Here is a 24,053-nt window from a genome sequence, read left to right on the forward strand (position 1 = left end):
CTTAAATGACTTATTTCACCAAAGTGGATCAATCAACCCCTTGCGGCAAATTGCAATTCAACGCTTGTATGCGAAGTGGATTGTTCGCGTTGGCATTGGCGTTTTTCTGCCTGTTTGCCGGAACGGGCCGGGCGACTGTGACCATGCCGACCATCTCGCAGATCAGCATAATGCCTAATTCTGCCGGAATAAAAGTGGTGCTGGATAGGCCGGCGCCATTTCGGGCGGTGTTGGTGGATTCGAAGGAAGCCTTAATTGCATTTAAAAACGTGCAACTTTCGAAAAAGGTTCAAGAGGTTGGGGAAAACGGGGCACTGCATAAGCCGGTGAAAATCGATCGTTTGCCCAATGATGTTGTGGCGCTTGTTGTTGTTACCACTCGTGAAATGCGCGAGATTCAGGCGTCGTGGGACAACAATGCCAATACCATGATAGCGCGGTTTATTTTTGCAGGGGGCGAAATGCGACTGCCGGATAAGGTAAGAAAAAAGGCTTTTAAGAAGCCCGAAAATTTAAAGAATAAAAAAAAGGAATGGGTCGTGCCGGTGAGCGATCTCCTTGGAGCGGGCCAAGAAACCGGGGCAATCGATCCTTCAAGCGTCTCGGAAGTTAACGCAACATCCACCGCGGATGCCGAAGTCGCGCCCGCGACGGCGGTCGACCGGAGATTCGAACTGAATGTGCCCGTCGCGCAAATCCTGGCCAAAGAACCGGCGTCCGATATAGATGTCATGAAGGGCGATATGGACGATTTGCTTTTGATGATGACGGATTCACCCTGCGGGGGAAAGCTGGACATTCAAGGGGCGTTACGAATGTGCAAGCAAAAGGATTGGCGGCAGGCGTTTGATCTTTTAAACGAGGGGATTTTCGCCATTAAAGAAGACGCCTGCCTTGAGCGGGCATACTTTCTTAGGGCTTATGCTTTTTATTTAATGAATCTGGGCGTGAATGAGGGATTATATCCTGAAGTGCTCAATCTTTTTCAGGAGTCTCTCAGTTATTATCCTTCCTCTGTTTATGCGCCTTTCGCCCTGACAGGCATGGGAAAAACCTACAAGGCATTAAAAAATTTTGAGGAGGCCAAAGGGTATTTCAAGATTATCCTTGATACCCACAAAGAGTATTCGGGGAAACCGGAAGTGTTATATGAGTTGGGCCGAATTTATTATGCTGGTAACAAGCCGGAATTGAGCATTTCGATTTTTAAGGAATTTTTAGCTGAGTATGCTGAAAATCCGTTAGCCCTTGATGTTACGCTCGAACTCGGGACAGCCCTTTATGATTTAAATCGCTATTCCGATGCGTTGGAAATGCTGAACGCAGTGTTGGCGAAAGACGTCCGAAAAGCGTTTGAAAATGAAAAATTATTGTGGCTGATCGGAAACTGTTACTATCAATTGGGTAAATTCGAGGATGCTAGAAACGCTCTCACCAAGGCGGTCAATCTTTTTCCCGCCGCCGAATCCAATTCGACCAGCCTCACTCGAATCGGAGACACTTATCGGGATACCGGGCAGCCGGAAAAGGCGAGCAAAATTTACCAACTTGCGATGGATACCTATCCAAAAACGGACGGGTTTATTATCGGCGCTATTCGCAAAGCCGAACTGCTATCGGATCGCTCTGAAAAGCAAAGCATTTTCAGAATGATTATTGAAGGGTATTCGGCGCATCCCATGGCGGACCTGGCCGTGGTGAAGCTGGCGGATTTGTACCAAAACGCTGGCGAATATCGAAACAGCATAGAAACCATTCGGCCGTTGGTGATCGCTCGGCCCAACGCGTTGATTGAAGAGGCCGTTTTTATCATGCAGGCCGCCTTTGAGGGGCTGCTGTCGGAAATGCTCAAGTCAGACGCTTATCCTGAAATAGTGGTGTTGCACCAAAAAGATGGGGCTTTTTTTCGACGGTTTAACAATCCGAATATCTTTAAAATGCTTGGAGAGGCGTATTTAAATGGACATCTTCACACGGAGGCGGCAACACTTCTCAAGAAGGCGGCGAAATTGTACGGCGAAGACGCGCCAGCCGAACTCAGCTATGAATTGGCAGTGGCCCTGCAAGCGGCCAATGAAACGGACCTGGCGCTAACCGAGCTGAATAGATATGCCCAAAATGCTCCTGAAGGAGACCATGTGGCCGATGCCTTTTGCCGTATGGGGCGAATACTGATTGACCGGGGTGAGCCGGAAAATGCGTTTTTGGCATTGAATGCGTTTTATCGGCAAAACCTGCCGGCATCGGAAAAGATTCGGCTTCTGCGCTTGCTTTCTGAAACGCATCGTTTGCAGGGGCAATACGAACAGGCAGCAGATAAGTTGGTTGCCGCAACCGATTTGCTTACAGCCGCCCCGAATAAAGATTCCGATGCGCTGGCCGATATATTCCAGCAGCTCGGCGAGGACTATCTGCAGATCAAATCCTATCTGAAGGCGATTGATGCCTTTACCTCGGCCCTCAAGTATGGGGGGAAAGCCCCCTCTTCTAGAATTTTGGTTCAACTCGGCGAAGCGTATCAAAAAGCGGGCGACACGAATAACGCCAAGCAAATGTTTGATCAGGTGCTAACACTGGAGGACGATTTTTGGAAATATCAGGCAAAAGAGCGGCTTCAACGCCTGGCGATCGAAAATAGAATCGGCTTTTAGGCGTGCGTTGACCTTTTTCTTCTGGGGAATCCGAAGCGGGTTTGTTGAAATGGTTAAAAACCGAAACATACTCATCGTTGAAAGTGATCCAATGGTGCGCCGGGAATTACATCGGGCGTTGGAAGGGTGGGGGTATGCCGTTTTTTCCGTCATTGCCGGCGCGGAAGCCCGCAAAAAACTTCAGGACAGTGCAATTGACATGGTGATAGTCGGCTTTGAAACCCCGGGGGTAAACGGTATTGATTTGTGTCATTTGGCTGCTTCAGGCCAGACCGAGACCGGTGTGCTGTTTTTATCCAATGAAGCGCCCATTGCGGAAGCCGTCAATGTGATGAAAGCGGGCGCCTTTGACTTTGTCATGAAACCGATTAGCGAAGAGCAACTTTATCATTTGGTGCAGCGATGGTTTTGCCGGTCATTGGACGCAGAGAGCGGGCGCGGGCATCAAAACCGGGGTCGCGATATTGTCACTCAGGATCCCGGCATGAAGAAGCTTCTGGCCTTGGCCCGCCAGGTCGCAGACAGCCGGGCTTCGGTGTTGATTCAGGGAGAGAGCGGAACGGGGAAAGAGCTTTTTGCCCGTTACATTCATGAACACAGCAGTCGGCGAGGCGGCCCCTTTATTGCCGTAAACTGTGGCGCCTTACCGGAAACCCTTCTTGAAAGCGAGCTGTTCGGCCATGAAAAGGGGGCTTTCACCGGCGCGATTTCCAGAAAACCCGGGAAATTTGAATTGGCCGACGGCGGCACCATTTTGCTGGATGAGGTCACGGAGATGCAGGCCTCGCTTCAGGCCAAGCTGCTGCGGGTTCTGCAGGAACGGGAGGTGGACCGATTGGGTGGACGCATGCCGGTTTCCGTGGACATTCGCGTGGTGGCGACGACCAATCGGGACATAAAAACCGCTATTGAGGAAAAACAATTCCGCGAAGACCTTTATTACCGGCTCAGTGTTATTCCCCTCCGAATCCCCCCGTTGCGGGAGCGCTGCGCTGATATTCCGTTGCTGGCGCATCATTTTATGGAGAAATACAACGCGATTGACAGGCGAAACGTCAAAAGTTTGGCGATGAATGCCGTTGAAAAACTGGCAACACTCCCGTTTAATGGAAATGTCCGGGAGCTTGAAAATATGATCGAACGGGCCGTGCTTCTTTCCGATGGGCATTGTATTCAGGAAAAAGACCTTTTTATTGAGCAGTTTGAGGCCGGCAATGGGCCGGTATTGGCTGCGATACATGATGTTGAACGCGCGCAAGCTCCGCTTCCCTTGCGGGAAGTTGAAAAAAAGATGATATTCCAGGCGCTTGATGAAACGAGCGGGAACCGGACGCACGCCGCAAAATTGTTGGGAATCAGTGTTCGAACGTTGCGAAACAAGCTCAATGAATACAAGGATGGTTTTGAGGCCGAATGACCGGCACGCTATTTGCTTTCTTTTTTATCAGACGGCCCACCATGTTCAGCTTAAAGACCCATGAACGGAGAAAGACACATGGCAAACTCGCTTGTAACCGACAATACCATTAATTTTTTAGGTAAGGCCTTATCCGCCGGCACCAAACGCCATGGCCTGATCAGCGCCAATGTCGCCAACATCGATACCATCGGATATAAGGCCAAGGATATCGATTTTAAAAAAATGCTGACCGAAGTGTTGGAAGGCGAAACGCCCGGCGTACTCGAGCAGACGCAACCCCGGCACTTTCCTCGGGGTACACCCCTGACCCTTTCCGGTGAAGGCGAAGTTATAACCACTGGGGAAACGGTCGATATCGACCAGGAGATGACCCGGCTTGCGGAAAACAATATTAATTATCGAACCAACCTGGAGATGCTGCTGAGAAAAATGAATCTGATGAGAACCGCCGTTACTGAAGGAGGCCGATGATGGACTTGATTCAAATCATGCGAATCAGCGGTACGGGGTTGGCTGCCCAACGCGCCAAGATCAATGTTGTCACCGATAACCTGGCCAACGCGGAAACGACACGGTCTGCCGAAGGCGGGCCTTATCGAAGAAAAATGGTGGTATTTGAAGAAGCTCCGGTCTCAAAGGATTTCAAGGCGACCCTGGCCGATGAGGAAAAACAGGCCAATGGGGTGGTTGTGTCCGAGACCGTCAGATCACAAGAGGATTACAGGTTGGTGCATAACCCGACTCATCCGGATGCGGATCCTTTGACCGGGTATGTGGCCATGCCGAATGTTGATACCATGACCGAACTGGCCGATATGATGGTGGCCAGGCGCGCCTATGATGCGAATGTGACGGCCATGAGCAATACCAAAAGTATGATACTGAAAGCCCTTGAGATCGGCAAATAATGAGAGCCCTTTCGAAAACGTTTTTTGTCTTCGAATCGGCGCGTAAAGGAGAAAAAAAATGAACGGACCGAGCATTGAAGGGATCGCCCCCTTGCAACCGGTTGAGATCGCCCCGAAGGCCAAGCCCGAAGCCGGAGGATTTGCCGATGCACTTAAGAGTGCAGTGGGAGAAGTAAATCATCTGCAGCACCTGGCGGATAACGCCGTTACGGATGTTGCAAAAGGCAATCTCGGTATTCATGAGGGAATGATGGCCCTTGCGGAGGCGGATCTGTCCCTTCGGTTGCTGATTCAGGTACGAAATAAGGTGATGGATGCGTACCGGGAAATCAGCCGCATGTCATGATAACACGTAGGAAAAAACACAGGTAGCAGGAAAATATTATGGGTGCAGCAACGGAACAGATCGGGAATATTTTCAGTAAAATTCCGCTTCAGCGAAAGTTGGCGATGGGGTTGGTGCTGTTACTGGTAATCGGTGGATTTTGCGTCATGTTTATGGTGGGAAGCAAAACCGAGTACCAGCCCCTGTTTGGAAAACTGACCCCCGAGGATGCGGCCGGGATAGTGGATAAGCTCAGGGAACAGCGCGTGCCTTTCCGGATTGAAGGCGGTGGCAGTATGATCCTTGTGCCGGCGGACATGGTCTATGATGTCCGATTGTCCTTGGCCGGTTTGGGAATACCCAAGGGCGGCGGCGTGGGCTTTGAGATTTTTGATGAAACGGACTTCGGTACGACTGAATTTGTTCAAAAGCTCAATTACCAGCGGGCGCTGCAAGGGGAACTGGCTCGAACCATCAAAGAGTTTTCGGAAGTGGCCGATGCCCGGGTGATGATTGTTATGCCGAAGGATTCGGTTTTTATCGATGAAAAAAAGCCGCCGTCGGCTTCCGTTTTGTTGAAACTTCGCAACGCGTTATCCAAATCGAAGGTGGCTGCCGTTGTCCACCTGGTGGCCAGCGCCGTGGAGGGACTTACCCCGGACCTGGTGACCGTTGTGGATACCGACGGAAGGGTGTTGTCCAAAAAGACACTTGAAGAAGATAAGGTCGGAGAGCTTGCGGATTCTCAGCTGGAATATAAAACCGGCTACGAGGGAAATTTGGTTCGAAGAATTCAGTCCATGCTGGAGCAGATCGTTGGACCCGGAAAAGCCATTGTGCGCGTCAGTGCGGATATGGATTTTAGCCGGGTGGATATTAATGAAGAACGCTATGACCCCGATGTGCAGGTAATCAGAAGCCAGCAAAACAGTACGGAAGCACAAGAGGGCAGCAAAGGTGCCGCCAACGGTGTTTCCAGTGTCAACCCCGCGGCCGGAGGGTCTTTGGCAAGCCAAAGCGCCGAAAAGAGCCAACGCCAGAATCAAACCATTAATTATGAAATCAACCGAACGGTAAAGCGCATCGTAAAGCCGCTTGCCGAAGTCAAACGGTTGTCAGTGGCGGCCGTGTTGGACGGAAAATACACGCCGGGCACCGATAAAGACGGCAATCAGACAAAGACCTATGTGGCCCGGACCCAAGCCGAGCTCGATCAATTCGCCAACATTGTCAAACAGGCCATGGGCTACAGCGCGGACCGGGAAGATCAGGTGACGGTAGAATCTCTTCCCTTTGCGTTCATGGAAGAGATGAGCCTGGAGATGAACCCCGGCGTGGACTGGCTGGCCATGATTAAGCGCTTCGGGCATTTGGCTGGATATGCGGTGTTGCTGCTGATTTCTTTTGTCTTCATCGTACGGCCGATGACGCGGGTGGTTAGCGATGTTTCGGTGGCGGTTGAGCAACAGACGCTCCGGTATGGCGCCGGTGCGCAGCAGCAAGCCCTGCCGAGTCCGGATGGCCGCCAGGCGTTGCCGGAGCCCAAGGCGATTAGTCCCCGGGAAAGGGCCGTTCATCTGACAAAGCAAGACCCGGATATGGCGGTGGAGCATGTGCGCAGCTGGTTGAGTGAGGCGTCGTGATGGGCGAGAAAAAAATCGATTTAAAAAATATGAGTGGGCCTGAAAAAGCGGCGGTGTTTCTTCTGGCCATCGGAGAGGTGGAAGCTTCCAAGGTGTTTAAGAAAATGAACGATGAGGAGATCAAGAAAGTCGCCGGCATCATGGCGGATCTTGATAAGGTGGCGCCGGAGGTGTTGGATGCCGTTTCGGAAGAATTCGTTGGTAGGCTTGAAGGTGGCTCAAGAGGGTCTGTTAAGGGCGAAGCGTTTTTTAAAGCGCTTGTGGGAAGCTCCCTCGAAAAAGGCAAAGCAGAAAAGCTTCTTCAGGAATTGGAAGAAGAAAGGAAGGAAACGCCCTTTGAATGGAGCAGTGAAGTGGACCCATCGGTTTTTCGAGATCACCTGATGGGGGAGCATCCTCAGACCATCGCCATGATCCTGGCCTATTTGCCCCCGAACGTTTCGGCTGAAATTTTATTCGGACTACCCGATGATAAAAAGGGGGATATTGCCATTCGAATCGCCCGGTTGGGTCAGGTTCCCAAGGAAATTGTTCGTCAAGTGGATGAAACATTGCGAAATGAACTGAAGAAAGTCGGCACCAGTGGGGAAAAAGTCGGCGGTATTCAGGCATTGGTGGATATATTGAATAATCTCGATAGGGCCAGCGAAGATATTATCCTGGAGACCATTGAAGAAGAGCATGCTGAGATGGTCGTGGAAATCAGGGGTATGATGTTTGTGTTTGAAGATCTGATCAAGGTAGATGACCGGGGTATGCGCGAGATCTTGAAGAAGGTGGAAAACCAGCAGTTGGTGTTGGCCATGAAGACCGCCAGCGAGGAGATGAAGCAGAAGATTGTCGGCAATCTCTCGACGCGCGCGGCCGAAATGCTGATGGAGGACCTTGAAGTCATGGGACCGGTGCGCTTAACGGAGGTGGAAGAAGCGCAACAAGCCATCATTCGTGCAGCCAAGGAACTGGAGGCCGATGGTACCATCACGCTTGGCGGCAAGGGAAAGGAGGATGTCCTTGTCTGATCAACCAAAGGACGCCACTTTTCAAAGGGTTCATTGGGCAGCCGCCGTTTCGGCAAAGACGCCGAACCAATCGGCGGGCGCAGGCGCTGCCGGTGCTCAATTTGCCCATATGGCGCCTGTTGTCAAAAAAGCGGCTGAGGCATCGTCTTTTGAATCCCCTTATATCAGTGAACACAAGCTCAGAGAGATTCTTGAGGCGGATCGACGCCAAAAACGCCCGGCGGAGCCCGATGCGGAAGAAGTCAAGCGCTTGGCCTATGCGGAAGGATTTGCAAAGGGAGAGGCGGACGGATTCAATGCCGGCAAACAACAGACCAAACCGATTCTCGATCAGTTGCAGCGGGTTCTATCCGATGTGAATGGGTTGTGGCAGCTAATGGTTACCCGCTACGAGCGCCAGTTGATGGATCTGGTTTGCCGGGTAGCCGAGAAAATCGTGCTCGGTCATGTTGAAATCGAACCTGAAACGGTTAAACGCGCTATTCTTGATGCATTTTCCGTTGTTCCTGAGCCAATTAACGCAACCATTGAGGTCAATCCAAAAGATTATGAATATATAGAAACAATCAAGGAAGATTTTTTTGATTGCATTGCTTCCTTGAAGGATGTTGCCGTGTTGAGTGATCCGTCGGTGGCGCGCGGTGGCTGCAAAATTCGAACCACCTCGGGCGAGGTGGATGCCACCATACAATCCCGGCTGGAATCGGTTCGAAAGTGTTTTATCGAGGCAAATGGATCCAAAAATATGGACTGAGCATCCCCGGTCAATGACCGACCAACCCAAAGACGACCAAACCCTATGAACTCAAAAAACCCCATAGCGACTTCTGATTTGAACATCCACTGGGATTCCTATCTCAAAGCGGTGGAAACCGGACCACGGTTGCGGCTTCAAGGCCGTATCGTTAAGGTCATCGGACTGATTGCCGAGGCCGAAGGCGTGGGGGCGAGTATCGGCAGCCGGTGCAACATTGAAAATGATCATGGGCGAAGTATTATGGCCGAGGTTGTGGGATTTAAGGATGATCGGGTGCTGCTCATGCCTTACGGCGATACGCGGGGGATTCGGCCGGGCAGCCGTGTTTCTCTTATGGACGAAACGCCGCATACCGATGTGGGCGATGCATTTTTAGGTCGGGTGGTGGATGGCATGGGGGAACCGTTGGACGGAAAGGGGCCGATTCGGGGAACCGCGCAGTACCCGCTTTACGGCAACCCTATCAATCCGTTGGACCGTCGATCCATTAGACAGCTGATGGATGTGGGTGTCGCCGCCGTTAACACCATGATTCCGCTGGGTCAGGGACAGCGAGTCGCCATTATGGCTGGTTCCGGCGTGGGTAAAAGTGTTCTGATGGGAATGATGACCCGCCACACCGCGGCGGATGTGACCGTAATCGGGTTGATCGGTGAGCGGGGCCGGGAAGTAAAAGACTTTGTAGAAGGAAATCTCGGCGTGGAGGGAATGAAAAAAGCAGTCCTGGTGGCGGCCACTTCGGACGCGCCGCCCCTGGTGAGAATGCGCGGCGCCTATCTGGCGACAACCCTTGCGGAATACTTCCGGGATCAGGAGAAAAATGTTCTTTTGATCATGGACTCCATTACCCGGTTTGCCATGAGCAGCAGGGATGTGGGGCTGGCGGCCGGCGAGCCGCCGACCAGCCGCGGGTACACCCCGTCGTTTTTTGCGCAGATACCGGTTCTGCTCGAAAGAGCCGGCAGTGTGCAAGGCAAAGGAAGCATCACCGGTATTTACACGGTGCTCGTCGAAGGGGATGATATGAATGATCCGGTGGGCGATACGGTGAGATCCATTGTGGACGGGCACATCGTCCTGTCACGGAAACTGGCCAATCGGGGACATTACCCCGCCATTGATGTGCTTCAGAGTGTCAGCCGGGTTGTTCGGGATGTATCCAGCGCGGAGCATTTGGCCTTACGGGATAAAGCCGTTGATATTCTGGCGGTTTACGGGGATGCGGAAGATATGATTTCCATCGGTGCTTATGTGGACGGGTCTGATCCGCGCATCGACTATGCCAAGAGGATGATGCCGAAAATCGTTAATTTTTTAAGACAATCGGTAGGTGAAAAATCACCCTACCCGTTGGGACTGAATAAATTAAAAGCGATATTTGCTGAAAAGTAGAACCGGGCGGAAGCAAATGAAAAAGTTTAAGTTCAAACTCGATCCCTTGTTGCGGTATCGTGCATTTCAGGAGCGTCAGCAAAAAATGGCGGTGGCGGCAGCGCATGCCGCCGTGGTCGACTGTGAAACGCGGATTCGATCGATGATTCAGGAGATGCGTAAGACCAAAATAACATTTGATGTGCGCTTGACCACGGGAATGAATGCCGAACAGATTCGATGGTTCGACCATTATCTGAACGCCCTTGCCGCTCAACGCGTCTCCGAGGAGGCGCGGCGGGAGACATTGGTAACTGAATTGATTCACCAGCAACAGAAACTGAGCGAAAAAACGGTGCTTAAAAAAGTGGTTGAAAACCTTAAAGAACGAAAAAAAGAAGCGTATTATCACCAGGCATACCGGACGGAACAGCAGATGCTGGATGATCTGGTGATTCTCAGAAGTTCACGGGGTGCCAACGGATGAGACTTGTTCCCAAATACAGAATAAAAACGCTGATTTTCGGGTTTGTACTGGCGAAAATGATGATTGCGGGTTTTTACTTGGCTGGTGGGTTTCAGTTGAAACCGATTGCCCGAGTGGCGCCGCTTATCTCTGTCGCGCAGGCGCAATCGGGCCCCGAGGAAATCGCGGCCACCGAAAGTACAGTGAATGCCGCGCCCGCAGCGGAGCCGCCCGTGCTTCTGCCTGAAGATATGCGGGCAGTGATGAATACGCTTGAAAAAAAGAGAATCGCACTTCAGGAAGAAGAAACCCGGATCAAAAAAGAACGGGCTCAACTGGATCTTCTAAAACGGGATATTCAGGAGAAAATTGATGAACTTTCGGGCATTCAGAAAAAGATAGAAGAAGATCTGAATCAGAAAGCGGCCCTGGCATCACAGGCGGAACAGAAGAAGGCGATGGAAGAGGATAAAAAAATAAAACAATTGGTGAAGGTGTACAGCAGCATGAAACCGAAAAGCGCTGCCGAAATCGTGGACAAGATGGACTTAACCGTTGTTCTTCAGGTGTTCAGCCATATGAAAGGCGAGCAGGTGGGAGAAATTCTGACCTATGTTAATAAGGATCGCGCGGCCAAGATCAGCGAACAGTTGGCAAGCCGGTCTATAGATTGATCCTCTCCGCCGAATGGCGGTTTTTGATCAGCAGAAAAAACCTTCGAAGAAATTCGAGGGTTTTTTTATTGGGTTCGATCGGCCTTGCCGGGTTCGGCAATATTTTCCCGATTCATGAATCGGGAGAAGGAAAAAACTGCTTTGCGTAACCTGTTTTAATAAATTCAAGAGGCCTTGAAGATTTGCAACTTCCTGTTAATACAATTATAAATAAATATAGAATTGTTTGGCACGAGCCTTGCTATACACATGAACAGAGAAACAAGCGAGTTAAATTCCAACCGTCTGTGAGAACGGAATATGATATCACCCAATATGTTGCAGTCCTTGTTTGACTTAACCGCAGTGAAAAGGTCACAGCCCTTGGCACGAATCGCTTCGGGAAAGAGCGGTATCGCTGCGAATTTTTCACTACTTTTGGGAGAAGCTCGTTCGGCCCTAAACGGCAAGCCGAACGGCGGTGTTCAGGCGGCATCACCCCCCTTAAAGGGGCATGCGCTGATGGCGCAATTGAAGCAATCGTTGCTTTCCTCGGGTCTCACGCCGGACCGGTTGATCGCAGATGGCGAAGCGCTGGCTGCCTTTGAAAAAGTCCTTGTCGGCGCGGGGTTTGATTCTGAGCAGGTGCGAAATCTTTTGGCGGAACTAACGGCCAATACCGAAGCAAAAGGCATTAAGCTATCCACGCTTTTTGAGGGGATTTCGAAATTGAAAAATCCGTCACCCACCGTTTCCGAACCAAAATATCTTGAGATATCCGCGTTGCCGTATCTGCAAACCTTGCTGGCCGAATTCGGGTTGACACCCGAGGATGCCGACTCGGTCCTAAACAAGGCAAAGATCGAAGGAAAAGGGATCGATGCCGCAAAGCTGGCATATGAATTAAAACTTATGTCTTCAGGCGCCGGATCGGAAGCTCAATCCTTGAAAGCGGCTGTCTCTTCCGAAAAAATGGTAGAGATGCTGCATAGAATCGGGCTGAGCGAAGCACCCCGCAATGGCGATGCGTTCGACCTGAATGGGTTGATCACGGCACTGGAAAAATTTGCCGATCAAAAAGGTTCAGGCGGGAATAAACGGCTGTTGACTGCGGATGAAAGCGCGTTGGCTGCTGCCATGGCCTGGGCGCCGGTCGCGCAGATTGCGAAACAAGAAATTCATGCGGCGCAAACCGGGGGTGAAATTGGTCTGAATGAAGAGCAGGTGCCTTTCAAAAGCAACCGGCTGGCGCAATTGGCACGCAATAACGGCATCACGGCGGTTGACGGTTCCAGCATCCCGCAGGCGCAAAAGGACTCAGCAGGCCAAGAGAACGGCCGGATACCGGTGGCGCAGGTTGCGGCCGTCCTGGAAGCCAATGCCGGTTTGCGTAATTCAGTTGGTATTCAATCGAATGTGACCGGTGATTGGGATTTATTTGTCAAAAAGCTGCGATCCGCTTCTTCGGAAAAAGAGTCGGGCACTGAAGCAAAAACCGGGGCTCGTTTTTCAGAAACGGAGAAATTTGCGATGGCTTCCTTATCCAGGCGCTCTTTCGTATTGTTCGAGAATAAAACGGATGCAGGGGTGAATAATGGGTTGGCACCCAACACGAGTGCAAACGCAAAGACGCAACGAGCAGGCTTCGACAACGGGAAGGTAAAAACGGATGGCGGTTTTCAGGTTGAAGCGCCCCTGTCTTCGGCAGTGGCAAAGGCGAGCGATCGGGGTCCGGAAAGTTCCATAAAAACAGTCCATTCATTTGCCAAACCGGAGGACTTCTCCGGAATCGTTATGGGCGACAGCGTGGCGCGACGAGCCGAAGCCGTTGACCCAATCTCAAAAACCGCTACGCAATCAGGTTCCCCGAAAACCCTGCCGTATTATGTGCTGGATCAGGTCAGTCGCCAGATTCTTCGCTCACGCCTTGCAAATGAAAATGAGATACAGCTTCGGCTGAATCCGCCTAACCTGGGTCGATTAAAAATGACGATTGAAAATACCGCCGATGGGCTGAAGGTGACTATTGTTGCGGAAAACACAGCAGCCCGGGATATGCTGTTGTCTAATTCCGGAGAGTTGAAAACCGCCCTGATGGATCAGGGACTGCGTGTGGATCATATCGATGTGGAGACTCAGTCCAATTTTGATCAGGCAATGGCCGATGCCCACCAGGGGTCGGACCGGTCGGACGGACGCAAAAGAATGGTCGGCCGTGCCCGTATCGCATCCGCTGACGACACGACGGATGCAGCGATCCTACCGGTGATTGAGAACGGCCAAGGTGCCTTGAATTTGGTGGTCTAAGGCGAATCAGACGGGGGAAGCAAGAATACATTTTGATGTCAGTGATTTAGAGCTCTGGGGTAAAAAAATTACAGGTGAAAGGATATGCATGATGTCAGTAGGATCGGTAACAACCAATAGCAGCGGCTACAACGCCTTTATTGAGGACAATGCTGCCCGTGCGACCACGGAAAAAGATCCTCTGGGCCGGGATGCCTTTTTAACCATGTTGGTGGCGCAGCTTAAAAACCAGGACCCCCTCAATCCGATGCAGGGATCGGATTTTTCGGCCCAGTTGGCCCAATTTTCCTCACTGGAGCAATTATTCAATGTCAACGACAACCTAGAGACACTTCAGGGCAGCTTTGATCAGGGCAATGAGGAGAATTTTCTCGATTATATCGGAAAGCAGGTTTCGGTAAAGGACAGCTCTCTGGCTCTGGCCGATGGAGAAAGTATCGGCGGCGCTTATGCGCTCGATGAGGCAGCTTCCGTTGTCATCAACATATATGATGCCGATGGCCTTCAGGTTGCGCAGCTTACACCGGGGAGCCTGGATGCCGGAATACATGAAGTCGGGTGGAGCGGCAAGGGAGAAGCAGGCGAGCTGTTCCCAGACGGAAAGTATACCTACGAAGTGTATCGTCTGGACAACAACGGTTCATTTACCCAGTTGGACACTGGGTTCAACGGCAAAATTACGGGCGTTACCTTTGAACAGGGTACCCCCTATCTGCTGATGGGAGATCGACTGGTGACGCCTTCAGCCGTGACCAGGGTATGGCAAGATGGATAGTATACGAAGCATTGACGGTGTCCGGCGCTGAAAGCCGGGCGTCGTTGGGTGATATGAGCAACCATAATGATATAAAACAACTAATTTAATTCATTCAGTAGGCGGGAGGATATACCATGGGCTTAACAAGCAGTCTTTTTTCGGGCGTTAGCGGGTTGTCAACGTTGGGGAATGCCATGACGGTCATTGGTGATAACATCGCCAATGTTAACACGGTGGGGTTTAAATCAAGCCGGGTGGTGTTTCAGGATATTTTGAGCCAGGCGGTGGCTACCCAGTCGGGTACTGCCCAAGTGGGCCGAGGGACCGCGTTGGCCGATGTGACGGCCGCTTTTGACCAGGGGTCTTTTGAGTCGACGGAATCCGCCACGGATCTCGCGATTGGTGGCGATGGTTTTTTTGTCGTCCGACATCCCGATGATACGAATAATAAGTTCTACACCCGTGCCGGCAGCTTTCGGTTTGATAAAGAGGGAAACTTTACCAACCCGGCGGGCTACGTCGTCAATGGGTGGGTATTGCGTAGAAATGATACCACAGGTGATGTGGAAGATGTCGGGACGATTACGGACATTAAATTGCAAGGATTCACCTCACCCCCGGAGCCCACGGACAGTGTGACCTTGATCACGAATCTCGACTCCGACGGCAAAGACAATACAACTGCGGTTGCAGGTGGCCTGGTGGCGGCCTGGGACGGAACTGCTTCCCCCCCGATGGCCGATACGGCCTATGAATACCAGAGTACGTTGAAGGTGTATGATTCCCTTGGAGATACCCATGATGTTACGATCTACTATGATGTGGCGGACAGCTCGCTAAGGACATATGAATTTGTTATAACAGGCAACCCCAGCGAGGATTTCAGAAGCGATGGCGCCGGCGGTACGGTGGCGGAGACTTTAGGCGGTGGGCTTTTCGGCAAAGGCGAGTTGACCTTCAGTCAAGCGGGGAAACTGACGGATATTACTTTTTCCAGCTTTGACGGGGTGGGGGACCCGGCGGACCCGGCGGATTTTACAGCTGTAGCGTTGGGTGCAGCGGACCCCTACTTCACTTTTACTCCGGATTTTCTCGGGGCAACGCCGCAAGAAATAGAACTTAATTTTGGCGCCAGTTGGAATGGCACTAATTTCGTGTCGGATTCCCTTGCTACCACAATGTTTGCCACTGCGTCCACGACGATATTCCAATCCTCCACCGGTTATGGTGCCGGTGATTTGCAGAGCATATCCGTGGATGCAGACGGGGTCATTACCGGCCAGTATTCCAATGGGCAGGTGACCCCGCTTTTCCGTGTGGCATTAGCGAAATTCCAGAACACTCAAGGACTTTTCAAGGAAGGGGGCAACTTGTTCCGGGAAACCCGTACCAGCGGTCCGGCCATTACCAACAAGCCTGGAACCGCCGGACTCGGTTCGATCGCCTCCAACTCCCTGGAGCAGTCGAACGTGGATATTTCCAATGAGTTTGTAAAAATGATTACCACGCAGCGCGGATTTCAAGCCAACTCCAAGATCGTTACGACGGTGGACACCATGCTCTCCGATGTTATCAACATGAAACGATAAAAAATATGGAGCATAGGGCCTAGAGCATAGAGCCTAGAGCATAGAGCGTGGGGGGAAGGCGTGTAGCGGCCTTTTCCCCACGCTCCATGGGCACCGTTTCCCGTCGACTCGTCATTTCCTTGACGCCCGGCCAATATTTATGCCATCTTTCCGCCGGTCATTCCCCATTTGTTTGTGATATTGTTGTTTTATTCAAATAAGTTATAATTATATTGCCTGTTGGGCCGATGACATTACCGCTTGGCACGCTGGTTGCTATATGCTATAAGCATTGCGAATAATTCGGCCGTAATCGGCCGGGTTTTACTCGCACGCCGTTAACCTTTTCAATAACCTCAAGAGATCCGAAACATATGGACCTGGCAACAATTCTCGGTATTTTTTCCGCGTTCGGGCTGGTCGTTGTATCCATCCTTATGGGCAGCGGGCTGACGCTGTTTATCGATGTTCCTTCCGGAATGATCGTGTTTGGTGGAACCGTCGGCATCACCATGATCAATTACCCTTTGAAAGAGGTATTGGGCTCTATCGGGGTCGCCAAGAATGCGTTTTTTGCCGGCGCGGTTCCGGCAGCGGATCAGATTATCAAACAGTTTGTCGATTTAGGATCCAAGGCCCGGCGCGAAGGAATTTTGGCGTTGGAATCCGATGTGAAGGATATCAAGGATGAGTTCTTGAAAAAGGGATTGCAAATGGCCGTCGACGGTTTGGAACCCCAGTCGATTCAGGAGATTATGGATACCGAGCTTTCCTATCAGCGAGAGCGTCACCAGGTGGGGGCCGAGGTGTTTTCCACCATGGCGATGTTTGCACCGGCCATGGGCATGATCGGTACCCTGATCGGGCTCGTTCAGATGCTTCAATCCATGGATGATCCCAGTAAAATCGGCCCGGCCATGGCGATTGCCTTGCTGACGACATTTTATGGATCCATCCTGGCCAACTTAATCTGTATGCCCATTGCCGGCAAACTTCGCGGGCGAAGCAAGGAAGAAGTGCAGGCCAGAGAGATGGTCATCGAAGGGGTGCTGTCCCTGACGCGCGGCGAAAATCCGAGAATTCTGGAGCAAAAGATGCTCGCTTTTGTACCGCCCAAAATGCGAAAAAGTAATTTTTAATTAACCCTTATCTGCCGGTTAGCTTTTTATGGGGACAAAAAAGAAAAAAACGGATGCATCGGGTGGCGGGGACACCAATCAGGCGATGACGGTTTCCCTGTTTATCATTATTCTTGCTTTTTTTATTATGCTCAATTCCATTGCCGTGGTGGATGAAAACAGAAAACGCATCGCGTTGGGGTCGCTCCTGGAAAATTTCGGAATTCTATCCGGCGGCCCGACAGTGGTGGAAGGATCGGAGGAGGATATCAGGCCTGACAATGTCTCACAAATTTTAGGGCTTATCGATTTCAGTGAGATGTTTAAGGAAAATGACGATATAACGCAGGCGCTGATGATATCCGGGGATAAGCGGCGCAGCACGTTAAGCATTCCCGAGCGACGCCTTTTTAAACCCGGCGGGGCAACGCTTATTCCTGAAAGCCATCCCCTGCTGAATAAGCTGGGTGAAATTATCCGAAACAACCCATATCCGGTAGATATTATAGGAAATGTGAACAGGACCGATGAGTTGTCGGCGCAAAGAATGCCGCCGAGAGAACTGGCCACTTTGCAGGCGATGGCGCTGCAAGTGTTTTTGATTCAGAACGCCGAGGTTTCCCCAAACCGGCTGACTGCCTATGGATGGGGTGAATTCAGGCCAGCTGCGTCGAATTCGACGAGGGAAACCCGGAGCCTCAACCGTCGGGTGGAAGTAGTCTTTTTTCATGAACCGAAACAAAAGGAACCCGAGGGTGCTTTTGTTTTCAAGGATTTTTTCTTTAAGGTCCTAGACCGAAAATAACCCGTGGCGGGTTGATTTGAAGCCGATATGAACGCGTTAACCATTATTTTTGTTAAAAGACGCAATATTTTTTTAACCATACGGGCAATTCGCCGGTGGTTGCCTTTTTAAACACATCGGTTATTTTGTTATGGCGAGCAAAGGCAAAGAGAGCGGGCCTGAATTCAAAGCGGACTCCAACGCATGGATGGCCACATTTGCGGATTTGGTGATGTTGCTGCTGACTTTTTTCGTATTGCTGCTGACCATGAAATCGATGGATGCTGGAAAGGTCAAGGAGATGTTCGTACCCACTTACGGACCACTGGATTTTATTCAGGAAGCGGATCAAATGGGGGACGCACTTGAATTTGATCATTACATCAAGTCCGTTGTCATTAGTTCAACAGAAGCCCTTGAGGAAGCCATCGACTTATTGGACGGGATGAATCCGACACCCGCAAAAGAGCGGCCGATGGTTCGCCTGCGGGATATTATGGAAATGACGGACACCGAAAGGGGCGTTTCCCTCGTGCTGAGGGCGGATAACCTGTTTGAATCCGGGGAGGCTGAAATACGGGTGGACCGTTTGCATATTCTTGATGAGATCGGACGCTTGTTTCGATATGCGGCCAATGACATTCTGGTTATGGGACATACGGATAATGTTCCGCTAACCGGGGGGCGCTTTGCCGCCAACATGGAGTTATCTGCTTATCGGGCGTTAAGCGTGTTGTATTATTTGACGGACAGCTTGGGGCTTAAACCGGAACGCCTAGCGGCAGGCGGGTACGGGGAGTTGCTTCCCCGATATTCAAACGACAATCCGGAAAACCGATCCAAAAACAGACGGGTTGAGTTTTTACTGAAAAAAGCGATTTAAGACGAGGGAGAACATTTTGGCGGAGGAAAAAAAGAAACCACCCATGAAGCTGATTATTATTCTGGCGGTTGTGGTCTTGTTGGCCGGCGGTGGAATTGGGGGATGGTTGGTGCTTAGTAGTGGCGATGATTCTGCGGCGCCTGTCGCCGGGAAAGAGAAAACCGAACCTGAAACCGCGTTGGGCTTGATTTTTAATATGGAAACCTTTGTGGTGAATTTAAATGATCCCGGGGGAAAGCGGTATCTTAAAACGAAAATCGATCTTGAATACACCCGCGTGGAATTGGCGGAAGAGTTGACGCAGCGGTTACCCCAGTTGCGGGATGTGATTTTACTTTTGCTCAGCAACAAATCCCTGGATGAAATTCAGGGTGTTGAAGGTAAAATTGCGCTTCGCAGGGAGTTGATTATGAGAATCAACCAGGTACTTAAAGGCGGAAAGATTCGAAATCTGTATTTTACTCAATTTGTGATTCAATAAAGGTGCCATGGGCGAAATTTTAACTCAGAATGAGGTCGACAGTCTTCTCTCCGGGCTAAGTGCCGGTAAGATTGAAACAGAGACCGATGTGGCGGTCGATCTGGACGCGGTAGCCGGTTATGACTTCGCCAGTCAGGAACGGGTCATTCGGGGCAGAATGCCCACCTTTGAGGTCATTAACGAGCGCTTTGCCAGGGAGATGCGCGTGAGTATCTCCAATGTATTGCATACCACCATCGATATTGCCGCGGAATCCATGGAAACGTTGAAGTTTTCGGAGTTCGGGCGGTCTTTACCCGTGCCTACCAGCCTGCATGTCTTTCGCATGGAACCGCTTCGAGGGTACGTGTTGCTGGTGTTGGAAAGCGAGTTGGTATACAACCTCATCGATACCTTTTTCGGCGGACAGGGAACGGGAAAGACGAAAATCGAGGGCCGTGAGTTTACAGCGATTGAAGATGTGATGATTCGAAAGGTTGTGGCCGCCTGCCTGAAGGATCTGGAGACCGCCTGGTCGCCCGTGGAGCCGATTCAGACCGTTTATGTGCGTGCCGAGGTTAATCCTCAGTTTGCCACGATTGCGCCGCCCACAGACCTGGTCATTGTCTCCAAGTTCGAGGTGGAATTGGAACAAAGTTCCGGAACCATCTCGCTTTGCCTGCCTTACAGCATGATTGAACCGATTCGAAACAAACTCACCGCCGGTTTTCAAAGTGATGCCCTTGAAATTGACCATGCCTGGCGAAAGCGATTGACATCGATCATTCTCTCCTCGCAAATTGAATTAAGGGTGGAGTTGGGAAGAGCCGAAATCACCGGCGATCGATTGATTAACCTCAAGGTGGGCGATATTATTCAGCTTGAAAAGGATGCGGAGCAGACCCTTTACGCGCATGTGGAAGGGCTGGCAAAATTCAGGGGGTATGCCGGAATACAGCGCGGATTTCAGGCCTTTCGTGTGGAAACGCGTCTTCCCCGAGAATAATATAACGACAATGGGCTTTTAATGAATCGTCAAGGATGAGTGAAATGAATAACGACGAAAAAACCGCCGGCGACGATGGCGTCGCGATGGAAGAGGGAACCCGGGATCTGGATTTTATTCTGGATATTCCGCTGGATCTGACCGTGGAGCTGGGGAGAACCAAGATGCTTGTCAATGATCTTCTTCAATTGGGACAGGGTTCGATTGTTGAACTGAACAAAATAGCCGGTGAGCCGCTTGAAATTTATATCAACCGAAAACTGGTGGCCCGGGGGGAGGTGGTTGTGGTCAATGAGAAATTCGGCGTGCGCCTGACCGACATCGTCAGCCCTCTGGAGCGTGTCAAAAGCCTTGGATAAGAAGGGAAGGCGGCCATAATGGATGCAGTATCCGCCGAACCGGTGGTGACTCTGATGCCCGAACTTTGGATGACACTGCTGAAAAGTTTTGGAATGCTCTGCGTTGTGCTGGGGGTACTGATCACGGTCTTGTGGCTGTTGCGGCGGCTGCATGATCGCGGGTTATCTGGTCAACCGGGTCTGATTCAAGTCGTGGCGAGCAGTTACGTGGGGCCCAAGGAGCGCATTTCGCTGGTGGATGTTCTGGGCGAAAAATTTCTGATCGGTGTTACTTCTCAGGAGATCAACCTGCTGGCTAAAATTTCGGATAAGGACAATGTGTGCGCGGAGCGGTCTGCCGCGCCGGAGGGGCTGTTCAAATCGCTGTTGCGGCGGCAATTCGATGCAAACGCCGGCGCCGGTGAAAAAGGAAAAAAGGGCTCGTCCGCAGGATAATCATCACGGAAATGCCGCCATGAAAAGTAGCGCCACCATTCTGATCTATGCAACCATCATCGGATGCCTGCTTTTTGCGCAACCCGGCCATGGGGCCAATTTGCCGATTCCCGCTTTTCAATTCGGCGTCGGTGAGGCCGAGGGTCCGGAAGACGTGGCGGTGGTGTTGCAGATCGTCGCGCTCATGACCGTATTGTCCCTTGCCCCCGCCATTATGATCCTGATGACCTCCTTTACCCGTCTGGTGATTGTGTTTCATTTTCTGCGTCAGGCCATCGGTACGCAACAAAGCCCTCCGAACCAGGTAATTGTGGGACTCGCGCTCTTCATGACGTTTTTCATCATGACGCCGGTATGGCAGGAAGTCAATGAGCACGCGCTCGCCCCCTACCTGGCCGAAGAGATTGCCTTTACCGACGCCCTTGAAAAAGCCAAGGTGCCGTTGCAGAAATTCATGATGGCCAATACCCGGGAAAATGATCTGGCGCTTTTCATATCGGCCTCAGGCCAAAGCCAACCCCGGAACAAGTCCGAAGTTTCCTTATTGACGCTGATTCCGGCCTTCGTGATCAGCGAGCTTAAAACGGCGTTTATTATCGGATTTGTTCTATACGTGCCGTTTCTCGTGATCGATATGGTGGTGGCCAGCGTTCTGTTGTCGATGGGAATGATGATGCTGCCGCCGGTGATGATATCTCTGCCGTTTAAGTTGATGCTCTTTGTTTTGGTGGACGGATGGCACCTGGTGGCCGGCTCCATGATCAAAAGTTTCGGGGTGTCCCCATGACGCCCGAATTTGTCGTCAGTTTCGGCAAGGAAGCCATTGAACTCACCATTCTGATTTCCATGCCGTTGCTGGGGCTGGGGCTCATCGTGGGGCTGGCGGTGAGTATTTTTCAAGCCACCACCTCTATTCAGGAAATGACCCTGACCTTTGTCCCAAAAATACTGGCCGTTTTGCTCGGCTTGCTTTATTTTGCTCCCTGGATGCTTGAAAAGATAACCCTTTACACGGAACACGTCATATCTCAGATACCGCTTTACATCAGATAGCGATCTATTCTTATCACTCACTTTATGGAAATACTGAATTTTCCCATAGACCAGTTCAAGGTCTTTTTGATGATCCTGATTCGGGTCAGCGTGGTGCTGTATATGTTCCCCGTGTTTTCAAGCGCCATGATACCGAACCTGGTAAAGGCCGGGTTCGCCATGGTGATCGCATTGGCGCTTGTTCCGGTGGCGCCGGTGGATCCGGCGCGATTTCCCGACACGGTTGTTGATGCGGTAATTCTCGGGATTTCAGAGCTGTTTCTCGGTATGGCATTGGCACTTTCGATTCGCATTTTTCTATCGGCCGTTGAGTTGGCCGGGGAAATGATCGGGTTTCAGATGGGGTTTGCCATCATCAATGTGCTGGATCCGCAATCGGGTATTCAGGTATCGATCATGGGGCAGATTGGCAACCTGATCGTGCTGGTGATATTTCTGGCGCTTAACGGTCATCATGCCCTGATTAACGGCATGGTGGAAAGTTTCAAAGTGGTGGATATCGGCTCGTTATCTCTGAAAAAAGAGTTTATGTTTCATATGCTGTCTCTTATGTCTGATATGTTTGTCATTGCCGTGCAAATGGGGGCGCCGGCGATTGTGGCGCTGTTATTTACCAGCGCCGGGTTCGGCATCGCGGCCAAGTTTGTTCCCCAGATGAATATTCTGATCGCCGCTTTTCCGGTAAAGATCGTTGTCGGTCTGATCTTTTTCGGGCTTTCCATTCAGATTATGGCTATTGTTACGCAAACCTATTTGAACCGGTATCCGTCTATCGTTTCCGCTCTGCTTAGGTGGATGGGGGGCGGATAGCAGGCTGGCTGGGCCGCTGGGCAGATGGAAAACCGGGAAAGCAACGAAGCCACTGCGACGCCAACGGGCATAGAGAGTTAAAAGAACCCAAACAACTAACGGATTAACATGGCGGAAGAAAGCGGTCAGGAAAAAACCGAGAAGGCCACCAGCAGAAAGCGTTCCAAGGCACGCGAGGAGGGCCAGGTCGCCAAAAGCCAGGAGATCGCTTCCGTGCTGGTGTTGCTGGTTGGTATGTCCGTTCTCTATGTTTTCGGCTATCTGTTCTATCCCCAAGCCTTGAAACTCCTGGAACAACATCTGAGCTTTGAGCCCATCTCGAGCTTTGGCAAGGAAGACTTCCTTGCCATGCTGAAGCATAACACCGTCAGTTTTTTTTTACTGCTTCTGCCGGTCATGGGGGCCGTGTTTGTCACCGCGTTTGCCGCCAACCTGTTTCAGGTCGGTTTTCAAGTCAGCACCAAGGCGATAACACCCAAGCTGAGTAAGGTAGACGTCATCAAGGGGTTTGGACGATTATTTTCGCTCAAGTCTTTGATGGAGTCGCTTAAATCCATGGTGAAACTGACCGTTATCGGCACCGTGGTTTATTTTGCCATCAAAGGGGAGATGGGCGCATTGATCAAGCTGCACAATGCGACTGTCGCCTATATTTTTCTTTATATATTGCAAGGTATATTCAAGATCTTCATCTGGGTGCTGCTGATCATGATTATCGTGGCTATTCTCGATTACAGTTACCAGAAATGGCAATTTGAAAAAGACCTGAAGATGACCAAACAGGAGGTGAAGGAAGAACATAAGGAAACCGAAGGCGATCCGCAGGTCAAATCGCGAATTCGAAGCATTCAACTCCAGGCCGCCCGCAAACGCATGATGCAGCAGGTGCCGAAGGCCGACGTGGTGGTGACCAACCCCACCCATCTGGCCGTGGCCATCAAATATGATCCACTGGCCATGGCCGCGCCCACGGTGATAGCCAAAGGCGCCGGTCTTATTGCTGAACGCATCAAGACGATCGCATCTGAACATCACATACCCGTGATGGAAAATAAGGAGTTGGCCCGAAACTTGTATAGGCTATTGGACGTGGGGGAGCAGATCCCCTCCGAGTTTTTCAGAGCCGTAGCCGAATTGCTGGCCTATGTTTATAAATTAAAAGGTAAAACAGTACGTTAACAAGTTCGGCCCTCCGGTGGCAAGACAACGGCAGAAGCCAGGGCGTCAAGGGCTCAACAGCCGATGCCAAAAGATTGGCAAACCGGGGTGTAACGTCACCGCATCATTATTCGGGATTGCG

General features: G+C 51.1%; 25 protein-coding genes. All 25 read left to right on the forward strand.

The genetic code is table 11. The annotated features are described in order from the left end of the window. Window positions 1-5: 5 nt before the first annotated feature. The 25 genes from RBT11_06455 to flhB all read left to right on the forward strand — a co-directional run bounded on the left by RBT11_06455 (window position 6) and on the right by flhB (window position 23,932). Window positions 6-2,651: a tetratricopeptide repeat protein gene (locus RBT11_06455; protein ID MDX9786395.1), complete on the forward strand. Its 2,646-nt coding sequence runs from the start codon at window positions 6-8 to the stop codon at window positions 2,649-2,651. Window positions 2,652-2,700: 49 nt separating this feature from the next. Continuing rightward, window positions 2,701-4,068 carry a sigma-54 dependent transcriptional regulator gene (locus RBT11_06460; GenBank protein MDX9786396.1) on the forward strand — a complete coding sequence of 456 codons (1,368 nt, stop codon included), beginning with the start codon at window positions 2,701-2,703 and terminating at the stop codon, window positions 4,066-4,068. Between the two features lie 78 nt (window positions 4,069-4,146). Beyond that, the gene (gene flgB / locus RBT11_06465) at window positions 4,147-4,542 is read left to right on the forward strand and encodes a flagellar basal body rod protein FlgB (GenBank protein MDX9786397.1); all 396 of its coding nucleotides are present in this window, start codon (window positions 4,147-4,149) and stop codon (window positions 4,540-4,542) included. After that, the gene (flgC, locus tag RBT11_06470) at window positions 4,539-4,979 is read left to right on the forward strand and encodes a flagellar basal body rod protein FlgC (protein MDX9786398.1); all 441 of its coding nucleotides are present in this window, start codon (window positions 4,539-4,541) and stop codon (window positions 4,977-4,979) included. The genes flgB and flgC overlap by 4 nt, the downstream gene beginning before the upstream one ends. Before the next feature lie 58 nt (window positions 4,980-5,037). Continuing rightward, a complete protein-coding gene (gene fliE / locus RBT11_06475) occupies window positions 5,038-5,325 on the forward strand; it encodes a flagellar hook-basal body complex protein FliE (protein ID MDX9786399.1) in 288 nt (95 codons plus the stop codon). Between the two features lie 38 nt (window positions 5,326-5,363). Next, window positions 5,364-6,947: a flagellar basal-body MS-ring/collar protein FliF gene (fliF, locus tag RBT11_06480; GenBank protein ID MDX9786400.1), complete on the forward strand. Its 1,584-nt coding sequence runs from the start codon at window positions 5,364-5,366 to the stop codon at window positions 6,945-6,947. Next, window positions 6,947-7,966 carry a flagellar motor switch protein FliG gene (gene fliG, locus RBT11_06485; protein MDX9786401.1) on the forward strand — a complete coding sequence of 340 codons (1,020 nt, stop codon included), beginning with the start codon at window positions 6,947-6,949 and terminating at the stop codon, window positions 7,964-7,966. Before fliF ends, fliG begins: the two co-directional genes overlap by 1 nt. After that, the gene (locus RBT11_06490) at window positions 7,959-8,720 is read left to right on the forward strand and encodes a FliH/SctL family protein (GenBank protein ID MDX9786402.1); all 762 of its coding nucleotides are present in this window, start codon (window positions 7,959-7,961) and stop codon (window positions 8,718-8,720) included. The genes fliG and RBT11_06490 overlap by 8 nt, the downstream gene beginning before the upstream one ends. Before the next feature lie 45 nt (window positions 8,721-8,765). Beyond that, window positions 8,766-10,115 (forward strand): FliI/YscN family ATPase, encoded by a 1,350-nt coding sequence (locus RBT11_06495; GenBank protein MDX9786403.1) that lies wholly within the window; start codon window positions 8,766-8,768, stop codon window positions 10,113-10,115. A 16-nt stretch (window positions 10,116-10,131) separates the two neighbouring features. Continuing rightward, window positions 10,132-10,581 (forward strand): flagellar export protein FliJ, encoded by a 450-nt coding sequence (fliJ, locus tag RBT11_06500; protein MDX9786404.1) that lies wholly within the window; start codon window positions 10,132-10,134, stop codon window positions 10,579-10,581. Continuing rightward, window positions 10,578-11,234 (forward strand): hypothetical protein, encoded by a 657-nt coding sequence (locus RBT11_06505; GenBank protein MDX9786405.1) that lies wholly within the window; start codon window positions 10,578-10,580, stop codon window positions 11,232-11,234. Before fliJ ends, RBT11_06505 begins: the two co-directional genes overlap by 4 nt. Window positions 11,235-11,534: 300 nt before the next feature. Next, the gene (locus RBT11_06510; protein MDX9786406.1) at window positions 11,535-13,520 is read left to right on the forward strand and encodes a flagellar hook-length control protein FliK; all 1,986 of its coding nucleotides are present in this window, start codon (window positions 11,535-11,537) and stop codon (window positions 13,518-13,520) included. Between the two features lie 88 nt (window positions 13,521-13,608). Continuing rightward, window positions 13,609-14,295: a flagellar hook assembly protein FlgD gene (locus tag RBT11_06515; protein MDX9786407.1), complete on the forward strand. Its 687-nt coding sequence runs from the start codon at window positions 13,609-13,611 to the stop codon at window positions 14,293-14,295. A 116-nt stretch (window positions 14,296-14,411) separates the two neighbouring features. Further along, complete coding sequence (locus tag RBT11_06520) at window positions 14,412-15,866, forward strand: flagellar hook protein FlgE (protein ID MDX9786408.1); 1,455 nt, start codon at window positions 14,412-14,414, stop codon at window positions 15,864-15,866. 353 nt (window positions 15,867-16,219) lie between these two features. Beyond that, window positions 16,220-16,984: a motility protein A gene (locus tag RBT11_06525; GenBank protein ID MDX9786409.1), complete on the forward strand. Its 765-nt coding sequence runs from the start codon at window positions 16,220-16,222 to the stop codon at window positions 16,982-16,984. Window positions 16,985-17,012: 28 nt separating this feature from the next. Continuing rightward, window positions 17,013-17,768, forward strand: a complete 756-nt coding sequence (locus RBT11_06530; protein MDX9786410.1) for an OmpA family protein — start codon at window positions 17,013-17,015, stop codon at window positions 17,766-17,768. A 130-nt stretch (window positions 17,769-17,898) separates the two neighbouring features. Further along, window positions 17,899-18,630 carry an OmpA family protein gene (locus RBT11_06535; protein ID MDX9786411.1) on the forward strand — a complete coding sequence of 244 codons (732 nt, stop codon included), beginning with the start codon at window positions 17,899-17,901 and terminating at the stop codon, window positions 18,628-18,630. 16 nt (window positions 18,631-18,646) lie between these two features. Beyond that, window positions 18,647-19,111 (forward strand): flagellar basal body-associated FliL family protein, encoded by a 465-nt coding sequence (locus tag RBT11_06540; protein MDX9786412.1) that lies wholly within the window; start codon window positions 18,647-18,649, stop codon window positions 19,109-19,111. 7 nt (window positions 19,112-19,118) lie between these two features. After that, a complete protein-coding gene (fliM, locus tag RBT11_06545) occupies window positions 19,119-20,096 on the forward strand; it encodes a flagellar motor switch protein FliM (GenBank protein MDX9786413.1) in 978 nt (325 codons plus the stop codon). A 44-nt stretch (window positions 20,097-20,140) separates the two neighbouring features. After that, on the forward strand, window positions 20,141-20,455 hold the full coding sequence (gene fliN, locus RBT11_06550) for a flagellar motor switch protein FliN (protein MDX9786414.1): 315 nt from the start codon (window positions 20,141-20,143) through the stop codon (window positions 20,453-20,455). Between the two features lie 18 nt (window positions 20,456-20,473). Beyond that, a complete protein-coding gene (gene fliO, locus RBT11_06555) occupies window positions 20,474-20,890 on the forward strand; it encodes a flagellar biosynthetic protein FliO (protein ID MDX9786415.1) in 417 nt (138 codons plus the stop codon). Window positions 20,891-20,909: 19 nt separating this feature from the next. After that, the gene (gene fliP / locus RBT11_06560) at window positions 20,910-21,677 is read left to right on the forward strand and encodes a flagellar type III secretion system pore protein FliP (GenBank protein MDX9786416.1); all 768 of its coding nucleotides are present in this window, start codon (window positions 20,910-20,912) and stop codon (window positions 21,675-21,677) included. Continuing rightward, window positions 21,674-21,943 carry a flagellar biosynthesis protein FliQ gene (fliQ, locus tag RBT11_06565; protein ID MDX9786417.1) on the forward strand — a complete coding sequence of 90 codons (270 nt, stop codon included), beginning with the start codon at window positions 21,674-21,676 and terminating at the stop codon, window positions 21,941-21,943. The genes fliP and fliQ overlap by 4 nt, the downstream gene beginning before the upstream one ends. A 24-nt stretch (window positions 21,944-21,967) precedes the next feature. Further along, window positions 21,968-22,753, forward strand: coding sequence for a flagellar biosynthetic protein FliR (fliR, locus tag RBT11_06570; GenBank protein ID MDX9786418.1), 786 nt, complete (start codon window positions 21,968-21,970; stop codon window positions 22,751-22,753). A gap of 108 nt (window positions 22,754-22,861) precedes the next feature. After that, window positions 22,862-23,932 (forward strand): flagellar biosynthesis protein FlhB, encoded by a 1,071-nt coding sequence (flhB, locus tag RBT11_06575; protein MDX9786419.1) that lies wholly within the window; start codon window positions 22,862-22,864, stop codon window positions 23,930-23,932. Window positions 23,933-24,053 lie beyond the last annotated feature (121 nt).

The organism is Desulfobacterales bacterium, assembly GCA_034003325.1.
Taxonomy (GTDB): Bacteria; Desulfobacterota; Desulfobacteria; order Desulfobacterales; family JAFDDL01; genus JAVEYW01.